The sequence below is a fragment of the Ferrovibrio sp. genome (assembly GCF_019636075.1).
Classification (GTDB): Bacteria; Pseudomonadota; Alphaproteobacteria; order Ferrovibrionales; family Ferrovibrionaceae; genus Ferrovibrio.
In genome coordinates, this window is sequence record NZ_JAHBYG010000012.1 from 75,326 (window position 1) to 90,678 (window position 15,353).

15 protein-coding genes are annotated in these 15,353 nt (G+C 60.9%); 8 read left to right on the forward strand and 7 right to left on the reverse strand.

What is annotated here, in order from left to right; all coding sequences use genetic code 11:
• Window positions 1-36: 36 nt before the first annotated feature.
• Genes fusA through rpsL form a run of 3 tightly spaced genes read right to left on the reverse strand, consistent with a single transcriptional unit; the run spans window position 37 to window position 3,003 of the window.
• On the reverse strand, window positions 37-2,115 hold the full coding sequence (fusA, locus tag KF827_RS07620) for an elongation factor G (protein ID WP_291002848.1): 2,079 nt from the start codon (window positions 2,113-2,115) through the stop codon (window positions 37-39).
• A 27-nt stretch (window positions 2,116-2,142) separates the two neighbouring features.
• Window positions 2,143-2,613, reverse strand: coding sequence for a 30S ribosomal protein S7 (rpsG, locus tag KF827_RS07625; protein WP_291002851.1), 471 nt, complete (start codon window positions 2,611-2,613; stop codon window positions 2,143-2,145).
• 18 nt (window positions 2,614-2,631) lie between these two features.
• Window positions 2,632-3,003 (reverse strand): 30S ribosomal protein S12, encoded by a 372-nt coding sequence (gene rpsL / locus KF827_RS07630; protein WP_291002853.1) that lies wholly within the window; start codon window positions 3,001-3,003, stop codon window positions 2,632-2,634.
• Window positions 3,004-4,023: 1,020 nt separating this feature from the next.
• Here rpsL and gltA point away from each other — a divergent pair.
• The 7 genes from gltA (at window position 4,024) to KF827_RS07665 (ending at window position 10,616) form a co-directional block, all read left to right on the forward strand.
• Window positions 4,024-5,319 carry a citrate synthase gene (gene gltA, locus KF827_RS07635; RefSeq protein WP_291002856.1) on the forward strand — a complete coding sequence of 432 codons (1,296 nt, stop codon included), beginning with the start codon at window positions 4,024-4,026 and terminating at the stop codon, window positions 5,317-5,319.
• 48 nt (window positions 5,320-5,367) lie between these two features.
• The gene (locus KF827_RS07640; protein ID WP_291002861.1) at window positions 5,368-5,583 is read left to right on the forward strand and encodes a hypothetical protein; all 216 of its coding nucleotides are present in this window, start codon (window positions 5,368-5,370) and stop codon (window positions 5,581-5,583) included.
• Window positions 5,584-5,784: 201 nt separating this feature from the next.
• The gene (locus tag KF827_RS07645) at window positions 5,785-8,130 is read left to right on the forward strand and encodes an ATP-binding protein (protein ID WP_291002866.1); all 2,346 of its coding nucleotides are present in this window, start codon (window positions 5,785-5,787) and stop codon (window positions 8,128-8,130) included.
• Window positions 8,123-8,530: a response regulator gene (locus KF827_RS07650; protein ID WP_291002869.1), complete on the forward strand. Its 408-nt coding sequence runs from the start codon at window positions 8,123-8,125 to the stop codon at window positions 8,528-8,530. The genes KF827_RS07645 and KF827_RS07650 overlap by 8 nt, the downstream gene beginning before the upstream one ends.
• 108 nt (window positions 8,531-8,638) lie before the next feature.
• Window positions 8,639-9,433 carry a DUF4394 domain-containing protein gene (locus KF827_RS07655; protein ID WP_291002872.1) on the forward strand — a complete coding sequence of 265 codons (795 nt, stop codon included), beginning with the start codon at window positions 8,639-8,641 and terminating at the stop codon, window positions 9,431-9,433.
• Window positions 9,434-9,440: 7 nt separating this feature from the next.
• Window positions 9,441-9,803 (forward strand): plastocyanin/azurin family copper-binding protein, encoded by a 363-nt coding sequence (locus KF827_RS07660; RefSeq protein ID WP_291002875.1) that lies wholly within the window; start codon window positions 9,441-9,443, stop codon window positions 9,801-9,803.
• Between the two features lie 63 nt (window positions 9,804-9,866).
• Window positions 9,867-10,616, forward strand: a complete 750-nt coding sequence (locus KF827_RS07665) for a LuxR C-terminal-related transcriptional regulator (protein ID WP_291002878.1) — start codon at window positions 9,867-9,869, stop codon at window positions 10,614-10,616.
• Here KF827_RS07665 and KF827_RS07670 read toward each other — a convergent pair.
• Entirely contained in the window at window positions 10,613-12,001 is a 1,389-nt protein-coding gene (locus tag KF827_RS07670) for an FAD-dependent oxidoreductase (protein ID WP_291002881.1), read from the reverse strand. The genes KF827_RS07665 and KF827_RS07670 overlap by 4 nt on opposite strands.
• 80 nt (window positions 12,002-12,081) lie before the next feature.
• Between KF827_RS07670 and KF827_RS07675 the strand changes: the two genes are divergently transcribed.
• The gene (locus tag KF827_RS07675) at window positions 12,082-13,353 is read left to right on the forward strand and encodes a Zn-dependent hydrolase (protein ID WP_291002885.1); all 1,272 of its coding nucleotides are present in this window, start codon (window positions 12,082-12,084) and stop codon (window positions 13,351-13,353) included.
• Between the two features lie 7 nt (window positions 13,354-13,360).
• Here KF827_RS07675 and gloA read toward each other — a convergent pair whose 3' ends face one another.
• The 3 genes from gloA to KF827_RS07690 form a co-directional block, all read right to left on the reverse strand.
• Window positions 13,361-13,780 carry a lactoylglutathione lyase gene (gloA, locus tag KF827_RS07680; RefSeq protein ID WP_291002888.1) on the reverse strand — a complete coding sequence of 140 codons (420 nt, stop codon included), beginning with the start codon at window positions 13,778-13,780 and terminating at the stop codon, window positions 13,361-13,363.
• The gene (gene lpxB / locus KF827_RS07685; protein WP_291002893.1) at window positions 13,777-15,006 is read right to left on the reverse strand and encodes a lipid-A-disaccharide synthase; all 1,230 of its coding nucleotides are present in this window, start codon (window positions 15,004-15,006) and stop codon (window positions 13,777-13,779) included. The genes gloA and lpxB overlap by 4 nt, the downstream gene beginning before the upstream one ends.
• Window positions 14,999-15,353, reverse strand: a 355-nt coding sequence (locus KF827_RS07690; protein ID WP_291002897.1) for an LpxI family protein, incomplete at its 5' end; no start/stop codon positions are given. The genes lpxB and KF827_RS07690, both read right to left, overlap by 8 nt.

The following is a 15,353-nucleotide window of genomic DNA, read 5'->3' on the forward strand; positions in this document are numbered from 1 at the left end:
TCTCCGATCGATATTCGTTTTATCTCTAAAGCCCGTTCAGCCGGCCATCTTGGCCACGACCTCATCCGACACATTCTGCGGCACCTGCGCATAATGGTCGAAGGTCATGGTGTAGGTGGCGCGACCCTGCGTCATCGAACGCAGGTTATTCACGTAGCCAAACATGTTCGCCAGCGGCACCATGGCATTGATCACCTGCGCGTTGCCGCGCTGCTCGGTGCCGGTGAGCTGACCACGGCGGGACGACAGATCGCCCATCACGTCGCCCACGAAGTCTTCCGGCGTCACCACCTCGACCCGCATGATCGGCTCGAGCAGCTTGGCGCCAGCCTTGGGGGCCACTTCGCGGAAAGCCGCACGGGCAGCGATTTCGAAGGCCAGGGCCGACGAGTCCACATCGTGGTAAGCGCCGTCATACAGGGTGGCCTTGAAGTCGATCACCGGGAAGCCGGCGAGCACGCCGCTTTCGGCAACCTGCTTGATGCCCTTTTCCACGGCCGGGATGTATTCCTTCGGCACGTTGCCGCCGACGACGGCATTCTCGAAGGTGAAGCCCGCGCCGGCTTCCTGCGGCTCGAACTTGATCTTCACGCGGGCAAACTGGCCCGAACCGCCCGACTGCTTCTTGTGGGTGTAGTCGATATCGGCCGGCTTGGTCAGGGTCTCGCGATAGGCCACCTGCGGGGCGCCCACATTCGCTTCCACCTTGAACTCGCGCTTCATGCGGTCCACCAGGATTTCCAGGTGAAGCTCGCCCATGCCCTTGATCACGGTCTGGCCGCTCTCATGATCCACGGTGACACGGAAGGACGGATCCTCGGCGGCCAGACGGTTCAGGGCAATGCCCATCTTCTCCTGGTCGTTCTTGGTCTTCGGCTCGACGGCCACCTCAATCACCGGCTCGGGGAATTCCATCCGCTCCAGCACGATCGGGTTCAGCGGATCGCACAGAGTGTCGCCCGTGGTGGTGTTCTTCAGGCCGGCCAGCGCAACGATGTCGCCGGCGCGGGCTTCCTTGATTTCCTCGCGGCTGTTCGCATGCATCTGCAGCATGCGACCGATACGCTCGCGATTGTCCTTCACCGTGTTCAGAACGCCGGCACCCGCCTCGATCACACCCGAATAGATGCGCACGAAGGTGAGCGAGCCCACGAAGGGATCATTCATGATCTTGAACGCCAGGCCGGAGAACGGCTCTTCGTCCGAGGTCTTGCGGGTGATCACGGTGTCGGTGCCGGGCTTGGTGCCTTCCACGCCAGCCACATCCACCGGCGAAGGCAGATAATCCACGATGGCATCGAGCAAGGGCTGCACGCCCTTGTTCTTGAAGGCCGAGCCGCACAGCACGGGCACGAACTTGCCGCCGATGGTGCCCTTGCGGATGCAAGCGGTCAGGGTCGCCTCGTCCGGCTCGTTGCCTTCCAGATAGGCTTCCAGCGCGGTATCGTCGGTTTCCACCGCCATCTCGATGAGCTTCTGGCGCCACTCGGCGGCCTGCTCCTTCATGTCGGCCGGAACTTCGTCGTAGAAGAATTCGGCACCCAGGCTCTCATCCTTCCAGATGATCGCCCGGTTGCGCACCAAATCCACCACGCCCTTGAAATCGGCTTCCAGGCCGATCGGCAAGGTGCAAACCAGCGGACGCGCGCCCAACCGGTCGACGATCATGTCGACGCAGCGGAAGAAGTTGGCGCCCATGCGGTCCATCTTGTTGGCGAAGCACATGCGCGGCACGCCGTACTTGTCGGCCTGGCGCCACACGGTCTCGGACTGCGGCTCAACGCCGGCCACGCCGTCGAACAAGGTCACGGCACCATCCAGCACGCGCAGCGAACGCTCCACCTCGATGGTGAAGTCCACGTGGCCGGGGGTGTCGATGATATTGATGCGATGGTTGTTCCAGAAGCAGGTGGTGGCAGCCGACGTAATCGTGATGCCGCGCTCCTGCTCCTGCTCCATCCAATCCATGGTGGCGGCGCCATCATGCACTTCGCCGATCTTATGCGAACGGCCGGTGTAATACAGGATGCGCTCGGTGCAAGTGGTCTTGCCGGCATCGATGTGGGCCATGATGCCGATATTGCGATAGCGCTCGTAGGGGGTAGTGCGAGGCATGACGGGCTCCGGGGGTGCTCTGGTCGCTTACCAGCGATAATGCGAAAAGGCCTTATTGGCCTCCGCCATGCGATGGGTGTCTTCACGCTTCTTCACAGCGCCGCCGCGGCCATTGGCAGCGTCCAGCAATTCCGTGGAGAGACGATCGACCATGGTGTTTTCCGAACGGCCACGGGCCGAGGAGATCAGCCAACGGATGGCCAACGCCTGACCGCGATCGTTGCGCACTTCCACCGGCACCTGATAGGTGGCACCGCCGACGCGGCGCGAGCGCACTTCGATCTGCGGGCGCACGTTGCCCAAGGCATCGTGGAACAGCTTCACCGGATCCTGGCCGGTCTTGGCCTTGATGCGGTCGAACGCACCATAGAGGATCTGCTCGGCAGCCGACTTCTTGCCGGCATACATCAGCATGTTCATGAACTTGGTGACAACCAGATCGCCGAACTTGGGATCCGGAAGAACTTCGCGCTTTTCAGCGGCGTGACGACGCGACATCGCTTGATCTCCTGCGGCTTACTTCGGACGCTTGGCGCCGTATTTCGAACGGCGCTGCTTGCGGTCCTTGACGCCCTGCGTGTCGAGCACGCCGCGGACGATGTGATAACGCACGCCCGGCAAATCCTTCACGCGGCCACCGCGGATCAGAACAACCGAGTGTTCCTGAAGGTTATGGCCTTCGCCGGGAATGTAGCCGATCACCTCGAAGCCATTGGTCAGACGCACGCGCGCCACCTTACGAAGCGCCGAGTTCGGCTTCTTCGGCGTGGTGGTGTAGACGCGGGTGCAAACGCCGCGGCGCTGCGGGCATTCCTGCAGAGCAGGCACCTTGTCACGCGCCGGATTCGGCTTGCGCGGCTTGCGGATCAGCTGGTTGATCGTCGGCATACGAGTAAAGACCCCGTAGTTGGTTCAACACAAAAACACTAAGGCAGCCCACCCTCGGTCTTCCGACCGGGCGGACCGCCCAACTTTCGCTCCGGACCCATATTCACGGCTTTCACCGCGTAGAGGGGTCTGTATGTCTCATCTGCGTCTGGCCCGCCTCAACGTGAGCGAACGGAAGCTAAAGCCATTTTCGAACCGTGCGTTTAGGCAGAATCCCTACTACCACAGTCGAATCGCGGGGCGGACATTACTGGCTGGCCACACCCCCGTCAAGCGCGATTTCAGCGTATTCTTGAAAAGCCGTAAGCGCCTCTTCGGCCGAGGCAAATGCGGCATTTCGGGGGTTTAAGCAAGGGTCTGGAACGGGTCTATTTTGCGCAAGTCCGCACAAAAACCGCCCGGAAGCCTCAGGTGCAGGCATCAGCGGCTATTGGGGGCGGCTATTGGGAGCGGCTATTGAGTTGGGTGTGGTTTGGAATGCAGGCCGGCGGGCGATGCCGATTTTAAAGGGCTTTAAAGACGCGACCCTATCGGCGTTGCCCGCCGGCCCTACCCGGAAGACTGAAATCAAAAGCTATAAATCACATTAATTTATGATATTTATATATTTTAAAACAATATTTTACATAAATTATATAAACATATTTATTGAATTATGATCGTTACAACACCCCGAAAATATACAGCAGCAGCAACACTGGAATCGGGATACCGAGCAGCCAGAACAATATAAATCGCATGGGGTTTATCTCCTGCGTTGTGGTTGTCCGAGATGCCCTAGGGCACCTGGAGGAGAGTAAATCCCGGCCAAGGGGCGAAATCCGGGCGCAAGCAAGGCAATTGGGAGGCAGTTTCCCCAGCGTTTCAGCATTTTACCGCCGAACGCTGGGACAGAATGACGGCCTGACCCTTTTCAGCCAGCAGGCGTGAGGCCTATATTATTAAGCGAAAGCATATGAGAGCAGCACCGGCCCGCCAAATCGCAGCGCTGGTATCCGAATGCGGAGGGGAAGTTAGTCCATGAGCAAATCCGTCACCCTGAACGACCCGAAATCCGGGAAAGCCATCACCTTGCCGGTGATGGACGGCACCGAAGGCCCCTCGGTCATCGATATCCGCAAGCTGTATGCTGAATCCGGTATGTTCACCTACGATCCGGGCTTCACCTCCACCGCCTCCACCGAGTCCAAGATCACCTATATTGATGGCGACGAAGGCATTCTGCGCTATCGCGGCTACGACATCGCCGACCTGGCCGAGCATTCCAGCTTCCTGGAAACCTGCTACCTGCTGCTGAATGGCGAGCTGCCCAACGGCAAGCAGAAGACCGAATTCGAAAATTCGATCACCAACCACACCATGCTGCATGAACAGATCCATTTTCTGTTCCGTGGCTTCCGGCGCGATGCCCATCCCATGGCTGTGATGTGCGGCGTTGTCGGCGCGCTGTCGGCCTTCTACCACGACGCAACCGATTACGATGATCCGAAGCAGCGCATGATCGCGCAGCACCGGCTGATCGCCAAGATGCCCACCATCGCCGCCATGGCCTACAAGTATTCGGTCGGCCAGCCCTTCATGTATCCGCGTAACGACCTGGGCTATGCGGAAAACTTCCTGCATATGACCTTCGGCGTGCCCGCCGAGCCCTACAAGATGAGCCCCACGCTGGCCAAGGCGATGGACCGCATCTTCATCCTGCATGCCGACCACGAGCAGAACGCCTCCACCTCCACGGTGCGTCTGGCGGGTTCGTCGGGCGCCAACCCGTTTGCCTGTATCGCCGCCGGCATCGCCTGCCTGTGGGGCCCCGCCCATGGCGGCGCCAACGAAGCCGTGCTGAAGATGCTGGAAGAGATCGGTTCGCCCGACAAGGTCGGCGAAGCCGTGAAGAAGGCCAAGGACAAGAATTCCGGCTTCCGCCTGATGGGTTTCGGCCATCGCGTCTACAAGAACTACGATCCGCGTGCCAAGGTGATGCGCGAAACCTGCCACGAGGTTCTGGAAGAACTGGGCGTGAAGGACGAGCCGCTGCTGAAGATGGCCATGGATCTGGAGCGTATCGCCCTGGAAGACGATTACTTCGTCTCCAAGAAGCTCTACCCGAATGTGGACTTCTATTCCGGCATCATCCTGCGGGCCATGGGCTTCCCCACGGCCATGTTCACCGCCCTGTTCGCCCTGGCCCGCACCGTGGGCTGGATCGCCCAGTGGAACGAGATGATCGAGGATCCGGCCCAGAAGATCGGTCGCCCCCGTCAGCTCTATACCGGCGCCGGCGCCCGCCCCTATATTCCTGTCGATAAGCGCAAATAAAGCGTGTAGACTGACCTGGAATTGGCGGCACCGATGGGAGGCGGGCCGATGGCAAAACGGGCTGAAAAGCATGGAAACGGGCAAACTGCGACTGGCGGCCAAGGGGTCGGCGGTCACGGCTGGGTCCGTCCCGGCTTCATCACCCTGCCCGGCCCGGCCAACGACAACCGCCTTACCGCCGCCCGCCTGCTGCGCCAGCCGCGCTTCTGGGTCTGGGCCGGCCTGATGGCCCTGCTGGTGATCGTGCTTGTTTCGCGGCTCTAAGGCCGCCAGTTGCGGTCGCTCGATTGCGCCACATCACCAAAGCCGCCTCCGGGCGGCTTTTTTCATGCCTCGGGCTCAAAGCCGCCTCCGGGCGGCTTTTTCATACCGACATGACGCACCGATTGCGCGCTGCCGGGTATTCGTAATGCGGCGCCAAGCGCATACAATCACCTCCGGGATTATCGCCACTGAGAGAGGCCCATGCGCATCAGCGTGCGCCTGAAACTAGCCGCCGCCTTTGCCACCGCCGTGCTGTCTGCGGCGGCGCTGGGGCTTGCTGCCTTCTGGGCCATGCAGTCGGTCGGCGATCTCGTGGTGCGGCTTTACGATCAGCCGCTGATGGCCATCAATTACGCCCGCCTGGCACAAACCTCCTTCGTCTCGCAGGAGCTCAATACCCGCGAGATGGAAGCCGAGCGGCCGGGCGAGATATCTGCTCTGGCCGAGGAAACCCGCGAGCGTAACCAGACCTTCCTGTCGGATCTCGCCGTAGCCGAAGAACGCGGCCTCAATCCCAATATCAAACACTATGCCGCCAAGGTGCGCGACCTGAACGAAACTTGGTTGAAGCTGGCTCTGGATGCCCTGGCCATGCCCGGCACCACGGAAGCCGCCCATACCGAAATGCTGCGCACCCGCGAGGCCATCGCCGACGAAATCTCCACCAATCTTGAAATCCTCACCCAGCTTGCCGCAGAGGATGGCTTCATATTTCGCACTGAGGCCGAAGCCAAGATTCAGGAAACCAAAAACCGCACCATGATGGCGATCGCCGGCCTGGCGGTTGTGATCCTGATCCTGTCCTGGCTGCTGATCCGCAACATCGTGGTGCCGCTCGGCACCATGACCAACGCCATGTTCCGGCTGGCCGAAGGTGAAATGGATGTAAAATTGCCCGAACTGGCGCGGCAGGATGAAATCGGCCATATGGCGGCATCGCTGCGGGTGTTCCGCCAGGCCATGCAGGATTTGCAGGAAGCTCGCCAGCGCGCTGAGGCGGCCACCCGCGCGAAATCGGAATTCCTGGCCATGATGAGCCATGAAATCCGCACGCCGATGAATGGCGTGCTGGGCCTGACGCGGCTGCTGATCAAGACGCCGCTTGACGGCGAGCAACGCAATCTGGCCGAAACCGTGCTGGAATCCGCCGAAACTCTGCTGCGCATCCTCAACGACATTCTCGATTTCTCCAAACTGGAAGCCGGCCGCATCGATATCGAGGTGATCGATTTCGAATTGGCCCACACCATCCAATCCGCCGCCACCTTGATGCGCAATCGCGCCGATGAAAAAGGCCTTGCCCTGCGCCTGGATATCGCATCCGATCTGCCGCGTTTCGTAGCCGGCGATCCCAATCGCCTGCGGCAAATCCTGCTCAACCTGATCGGCAACGCCATCAAGTTCACCGAACAAGGCGGCGTTACCGTAACGGTGCGCGGCAATCAGGATGGCGGCGTCCTGTTCGAGATTAGCGATACCGGCCTGGGCATTTCCAAGCAGAATATCGACAAGCTGTTTGGCAGTTTCGTGCAGGCGGATTCATCCATCACCCGGCGCTTTGGTGGCACCGGGCTTGGCCTTGCGATCTGCAAGCGCCTGGTGGAGGCAATGCAAGGCAGCATCGGCGTGCGCAGTATTCTGGGCCAGGGCAGCAGCTTCTGGTTCAACCTGCCGTTTACCCCCGGCAAGGCACCCTTGATTGCCGGTCAGACGAAGCCGATGTCGCCCCTGCCCGTGCTGCGCATCCTGGTGGCGGAAGACAATCCGGTGAACCGCAAAGTGGCCGCCGGCATTCTCAAGGAACAGCATCATCAGGTCAGTTTCGCCGAGAATGGCCGCCAGGCCCTGGAGATGGCAGCCAAGAACGAGCCGCCCTTCGATCTGATCCTGATGGATGTGCATATGCCGGAGATGGACGGCATCAGCGCCACGCGGGAAATCCGCAAACTACAGCCGCCGCGCGGCATGGTACGCATCATCGCAGTGACGGCATCGCTGAGCAGCGAGGGCCTGCAACGTTGCCTGGATGCCGGCATGAACGATTATGTCGGCAAGCCGATCCTGCCTGATGCGCTGGATCGTGCCATCCGCCGCAATATGGGTTTTGCCGATGCCATCCCCGAAATCCCGTCTGGTCATCAGAAATCTGGTGCCAGAATACCGCGCCCCCAGGCAACAACCGATCCAGCCGCCTTGCAAAGCTTGGCCGATGATCTCGGCCAGGAGACCGTTGTCGAGTTGATCGACACCTTCCTTGAGATGGCCCCTGAAATCGAAGCCGGGCTGACTGCATTCCTGCAAGACAAGGAGTGTCCGCAACTGGCCGAACTGGCCCATAGCCTGAAAAGTTCAGCGGCCAGTATGGGGCTGGTGGAATTGCACCAACTCTCGGAAAAGCTGGAGCAGGCTGGCCTTGCCGGCGATATCCCAGGAGCGGCGGGGCTTGCCGCACAGGCCTCCGAAACGCTACAAGCTGGCCTCACTTGGTTGCAGCAACAGCGCAAGGCTTTTGCAGCCGCAGCCTCGGCAGGAACCCCGCATGCTTGATGATAAGATACCGGAATTCGAACAGCTGCGGGTTTTGCTGGTGGAAGACAACCTGTTCGCCCAGCGCCTCGCCACATCCGTGCTGCGCCAATTGGGCGTGAATCAACTGACCGTGGTGACCGATGGTCAGGCCGCCATAGACCTGCTGAAAACCACTCAACTGGCGTTCGATCTGATCATTTCCGACTGGAACATGCCAAAGGTGACCGGCCTGCAATTGTTGCAGCATGTGCGAAAGACCTGGGAGAACATGCCCTTCCTGATGCTTACCGGAAATGCAAATGAAGAGTTTGTCATTGCCGCACGCGAGAACAAGGTCGATGCCTACGTGATCAAGCCATTCTCAGCCAGCCAATTGCGGCAGAAGCTGACAGTTATGTTCAATATCAAGCAGAGCTGATTGCATCCTCACGCCAACGTTGCAGTTGTTGCTCGCACAACATTGAGTTTGCTCAGACACACAGATGCCCTAGTATTTGCTCATCGTTCCGGGAGCACAGAGGCATCCATGTACCGCACTCTCTTCACCGTCATTGCCGGCCTATCCACAGCAGCGATAACCGGCCAGGTTTTCGCGCTGGATCTTGCGGGCCTGAATAACCGCAACGAACTCGTCCTGTTCAGCGACCGCGCGCCGGGCAAGACCAAGCTGGTGCCCATCACTGGCGTGGAAGGCAAGATTCTCGGCATCGATCTGCGGCCCGCAGATGGCAAGCTTTATGCGCTGAGCAGCGATAGCGTTCTCTATACCGTGGACACTGCAACCGGCGCCGCCGCCCGCAAGGCCAAACTTTCGGTACCGATCGAGGCGGTGGATCATATCCTGGTGGATTTCAATCCGCAGGCCGACCGCCTGCGCGTGGTCGCATCCACCGGACAGAATCTGCGTGTGAATGTCGATACCGGGCAGACCATCGTGGATGGCAAGCTGGCTTATCGCCCGAACGACAGCAATGCCGGTAAGCCGTTTGGCATCTATGCCGGCGCCTATATCAATTCCTTCCGAGGCGCCACGCAAACACAGCTTTTCAACGTAGACAGCCTGAACGCAACATACACAGTGCAGGATCCGCCCAATGATGGCGTTCAGCGCAGCGTGGGCCCCACCGGTCTGAAACCCGGCACCATCGTTGAAGCCATCGACATCTATACCGATGCCAAGGACGAGTATGTCGGCTTCGGCGTGGCCGATGGTGCGCTGTATCGGCTGGATGTCGGCACCGGCAAGCTGCGCAAAGCCGGCGCTATCGGCAATGGCAAAACGGCGATCATCGATATCGCCGTGTTGACAACCCGCCCGTAGGCCGCGCTTGAAACCCTATCTGCTCGCAGCTATTGCCGGGCTTCTGCTGGGCCAACTGGCACTGGCGGCCTTTCCAGGCCTAAGCCAGGCCGTTGGCCAAGCCTGGGCTCAAACCATGCCTGTCATCACTCAAAGCGGTATCGCCTTCAAACCCGCCAGCGTACAGGTGAAGGCCGGCGGCCAGGTGCTGTTCCGCAATGCCGATCCCTTCGGGCATAATGTGTATTCGCCCAGCAAGGGCGGGATTTTCGATATCGGCCTGCAGGCGCCGGATTCCGAAACCGCCGTCACTTTCCGCGAGCCGGGCGAATATGTGATCCAATGCCGCATTCATCCCAAGATGCGTGCAACCGTGACCGTTACGCCCTAAGCCTTCGGCACTTGTTTTGCATGGTTTTCTGCGGGATGAATATCCAGCCGCAGGAGGCAAGCCATGCAGGTGAATGAGCGCGCATTAGGCAAAGTGCTTACATCCTTGCGCCAGGCGCACGGATTCAATCAATTCGTTCAGGCCAGCGCGGCATCCCTAGGCACATTGTTCCAAGCCCCGCGCGCGGTGTTTTCCCTGCGCGGCGGATACGGCGCACCATCAAACCAGACGTCGCATTTCATCAACTGGCCAAGCTGGTGCGCCCGGCATTACCAACGCCATGTGCGCCCTTACGATCCGATCCGGCATTGGCTGGAATCACGGCAAGCGGCCAACGATCCGGTGACCCGGCTTTCCGATCTGGTCCCCACCCGCGAATTACTACATGCGCCCTATTACGAGGACATGCTGCGCCCCAGCGGCACCCAGCATGTGATGACCCTGGCACTGCATGATGCCGATGGGCACGTGACCGGTGCGCTGAGCCTGGCACGCAATGCCGAGGACCGCGATTTCAGCACCGCCGAACAGGCCATGGCGCGGCTGATCGTTCCGGTGATGGAAATGGCGCATACCATCAATCAAACGGAGCATAGGCCGGTCGGCGCTCAGTCAACCGCAGCGGCTCTGCCGCAGTTGACACAGCGCGAATACGAGATTGCGGAATTTGCCGCCCATGGGCTCTCCAACAAGGAAATCGCCCGCCGGTTGAATCTCAGCCCATGGACGGTGAAGAACCACCTGCGCGCGATTTTCGATAAGACCGGCCTGGAAAACCGCACAGCGCTCTGTGCCTGGATGATGCAGCGCTAGCTGGCCATCAATTGCTCTGCAGCCTGCAGGCCAGACCAATGCGCCTGCCCCACTGTGCTGTTGGTCATGTAGTCGCCGCAGAATGCCACGCGCGGCAAAGGCCCCAGATCGTTCAACTGTTTCAGCCGCGTAACGAATCCCTTCGGCCGCTTGCAGATGGCTGCCGGCTGCCGCGAGATGAAACTGTCGATCACCCGTGTGCCGGCCAGGCTAGGTACGGCCTCCACCACATCGGCCCAGGCGATATCGAGCAACTCCCGGTCGCTGGCATCGGCATGCTGCCGGCAGCCCCAATCCTTCCATTGCGAATGCGCGAATGTGGTGCCGTTGCCCATATCGGTGAAACGCAGATTACCGGTGCGTTTAAAACCATCGGCGGTCGGCAGAACATAAGTTTCCAGCAAGTCGCCCTTGGGCCGGTCCAGCACATAATAAACAATGTGATGACCGGCATAATCCACGGCATCGAAAAAATTGCGGCGCGCCGTGTCCAGATTCGGCATCAACGCGGAAACCTGATCGCCCGGCACCGCCATCACCACGGCATCGCCGGTTATCCGCTCGGCAATACCATTGCAGATGCTATCCACGTGCACGCCATCGCTGCCGTAATGAACCGCCTGCGCCTGTGTGCCAAGCCGATAATCCGTATCGGCGTCTTGTAGGAAGAATTGCCCGAGCGCCCAGGTTAATTGCCCGACACCGCGATTCTTATAACTCCACATATGATTGCCGGCCCAGGATAGCTTGCCCGCCGAACTCCAGGCGGTCCAGGCCAGAGAATAATCTTCCTCGCTATAGCCGCAGAACATACCCATGCAGGGTTCGAGAAAATAATCCACGAAGGTGGGCGAGTAGCGGCGGAAATACTCGCAGGCATTCTCGCCATCCAGTGCAATGGCACTGGTCAGGTCGCGCGGGTCGCTGGCCAGCATCTGCTTGGCCAGCGTGGGCAGAGTGGCCAGCAGCTTGGCTTTTTCAAGCAGCGGAATGTAAGGATGCTTGGCGGCGCTCATCAGATCGAAGGCGCCGAAATCCACCACATCCTTGCGCTTGATCAGCACATTCCAGCTATGCGCCGCGGTCAAATCCAGCAGTTGATCCGGCTGATGCAAGCCCAGCTTTTCCGACAATTCGACCAGGTTGGTCTCAGCCCCCAGAAAAGCAAATGCGCCGGTCACCGCCCATACGCCATTCCATAGCACAGAGCGGCAACGTCCACCGGGCTCCTGCTCTTTTTCCAGCAACACCACCTGATGGCCCTTTTCACGCAAACGATAGGCCGCGCCCAATCCGGCAATGCCGCCGCCAACCACGATCACCCGCATGTCTGCCTCCGCCGCGAAATCCGTTGCAATGGCGGCTAGCCTAGAAGATTGCGCCATGGCCGAACCATGGCCCAGATGGGCTATGGCAAATGCGCAGAGTAGACGGCAAACTCGGAGGCAGACTTCCGGAGAGAACCATGACAGACAGCCCGGCGCCCGCCACGCATCTTGCCGACAATCTGCGCATCAATGGCGCGCGGCTTTGGGACAGCCTGATGGAGCTTGCCAGAATCGGCGCAACGCCAAAGGGCGGCGTATGCCGGCTGGCGCTGACCGATCTCGACAAGCAGGGGCGTGAATTGTTGATCCAATGGGGCCGCGAAGCCGGGCTTGGCGTCACCGTGGATCGTATCGGCAATATCTTCATGCGCCGCGAAGGCCGCAATCCCAGCCTGCCGCCCATCGTTGCCGGCAGTCATATCGATACCCAGCCCACCGGCGGAAAATTCGATGGCAATTACGGCGTGCTGGCAGGCCTTGAAGTGGTGCGCAGCCTCAACGATCTCGGCTTGCAGACGGAAGCCCCTATCGAGATAGCCGCCTGGACCAACGAGGAAGGCTCGCGTTTCGTGCCGGTGATGATGGGATCAGGGGTGTTTGCCGGCGCCGTGCCGCTGGAGCATGCCCTGGCGGCGCGCGATCTGGATGGCAAAACCGTCGGCGACGAATTGGCGCGGATCGGCTTTGCCGGCGACCAGACTCCCGGCGATCATCCGATCGGAGCCTATTTCGAGGCCCATATCGAACAAGGCCCGGTGCTGGAGGATGAAGGCCTCACCATCGGCGTGGTGTTGGGTACGCTCGGCGTGCGCTGGTACGATTGCACGATCACCGGCATGGAGGCCCATGCCGGACCTACGCCGATGAACCTGCGCAAGGATGCCTTGCAGGTGGCAACCGGCATCATGCAGCAGGTGGTGGCGATTGCGCATCGCCACCCGCCCCATGGGCGCGGCACGGTGGGCATGGTGCAGGTGTTTCCCAACAGCCGCAATGTCATCCCCGGCCAGGTGAAATTCTCCATCGACCTGCGCAATCACACCGATGCGCTGCTCGAGACGATGGCGGCGGATATAGAGGCGGTGATCCAGCGCGCCCGCAGCGATAGCGGCCTGACAATCGCGCTTGAGCCGGTTTCCAGCTATCCGGCGCAGCCGTTTCATGCCGAATGCATCGAACAGATCGAAGCGGCGGCAAAACGCCTGGGCCATAGCCATCGCCGCATGATTTCCGGCGCCGGGCATGATGCGGTCTACACCGCACGGCTGGCCCCCACCGGCATGATCTTCATCCCCTGCAAGGATGGCATCAGCCATAACGAGATCGAGGATGCCCTGCCCGAGCATGTGACGGCGGGAGCCGACGTGCTGCTGCATGCCATGCTGCAACGCGCCGGCATCGCCTCCTGAGGCCGTTTCAGGCCGCCTTGCGCTCGATCAGTTCCACCTTGTAGCCATCGGGATCTTCCAGGAAGGCGATCACGCTGCCGCCATGCTTCATCGGGCCGGGCGGACGCGGAATCTTCACCCCGGCAGCGCCCAGCTTTTCGCACAGGCCATAGATATCCGGCACGCCGATGGCGATATGGCCATAGCCGCTGCCGATGCTGTAAGGCTCTTTCTGGCCCCAGTTATGGGTCAGCTCGATCACCGTGCTGTCGGTTTCGTCGCCATAGCCAACAAAGGCCAGCGTGAATTCACCGCTCGGATAATCCTGCCGGCGCAGCAGCTTCATCCCCATCTTGTCGACCCAGAAATCCAATGATTTCTCCAGGTCGAATACCCGCAGCATGGTGTGCAGCATGCGGAATGGCGGGGTATTTGCAGCATCGGTCATGGGGCGCTCCGTTTGTTGCTGGTCTGCGATTTCTGCGCCTGCGCCAGCACGGCCGCAGCGGCGCGATGATTGGGGCTGGGATCCTGCACTTTGCCAGTTTCATCTAGCCCCAGCATGGCGCCGACGCGACGGCAGGCGGCAAGCTGACCGGCCCGCACCGCCGGGCTTTCCAGCAGACGCCCCAGCGCACCGGCCAGATTATCCGGCCGGCATTTCTCCTGCAGGAATTCCGGCATCGCCTCACGATTGTCGAGAATATTCACCAACCCGGCATAGGGCACTTTCAGCATGTGCCGCAGAATGGCGGCTGTAATGCGGTTCACGCGATAGGCCAGCACGGTGGGGGTTTCCGCCAGCCCAAGCTCCAGCGTGGCGGTGCCCGATGCCGCCAGGGCAATATCGGCAGCCAGCATCGCCTGATAGCGTTCGGCCGGCGCCACCACCACACGGGCCGGCACTGCCAGGTTCGGCAGCACATTCAGCACCATCGGCGCCACATCGGGCACGCTCGGGATCACCACATGTAAATTGCCATGCTGTTCGGCCAACCGGGCAATCGTTGCCGAAAAGACCGGCAGCAGCTTGGCCACCTCGCCGCGCCGGCTGCCCGGCAGCATGGCCAGCAACGGCGCTTCGGCGGGAATCTGAAACCGCTGCCTGAAGCCATTGCCGGCGGCGGTTTCCTCTGCCGCCACACGGCGCGCCGCCGCGATGGTTTCCACCGCCGGATGGCCGACGAATTCCGCGCTCAAGCCTTCGCGTTCGAAATACGGCGGCTCGAATGGCAACAGGGTGAGCAGATGATCCACCAGCCCGGCCAGGGTTTTGGCGCGGCCCGGGCGCCAGGCCCAAACCGTGGGCGCCACATAATGCACGATAGGGAAACTGCGCCTGGCCAAACGTTTCGCCAGTCGATGGGTGAAGCCCGGGCTATCGATGGTAACCAGCACATCGGGCGGATCGGATTGCAACTGCGTGGCCAGTTGATCCAATCGCTGCAAGATGCGGCGCGCGCGCGGCAGCACCTCCACCAAGCCCATCACCGCCAGTTCGGCAATCGGAAACAAGCTGGCAAAACCTTCCGCCTGCATGCGCTCGCCGCCGATGCCGCTGAAGCGCAGCGGCCCGGGATGCAACTGGCGCAGCGAACGGATCAGCCCCTCGCCCAGTGCATCGCCCGAAGGTTCTCCGGCCACCAGCGCGATATGCAGCGCCTGCTCAGCCATTCATCCGCACTCCAACCAGAAACAACCCCAAACGATCCGCTGCCGCCATGCAGGCCGGACGGTCGACGATCAACGCCGCGCCCGCCTGCACCGCCACGCCGCTCAAGCCTGCGGCTGCGGCATTCTCCAAAGTCGTTACGCCGATGGCCGGCAGGTCCACCCGCCGCTCCTGCCCCGGCTTGGCGCATTTCGCCAGCACGCCGCCCCGCGCCGCCGCATTGCCGCGCAGCCTCAGCAGCATAGCATCGGTGCCGGCCTGATCTTCCAGGCCCACGATGTCGCCTCTGGCCACCACTGCGGCCTGGCCCTTATCCTCGGCGCCCAAGGCTGTGGCGGCGGCAAGCGCG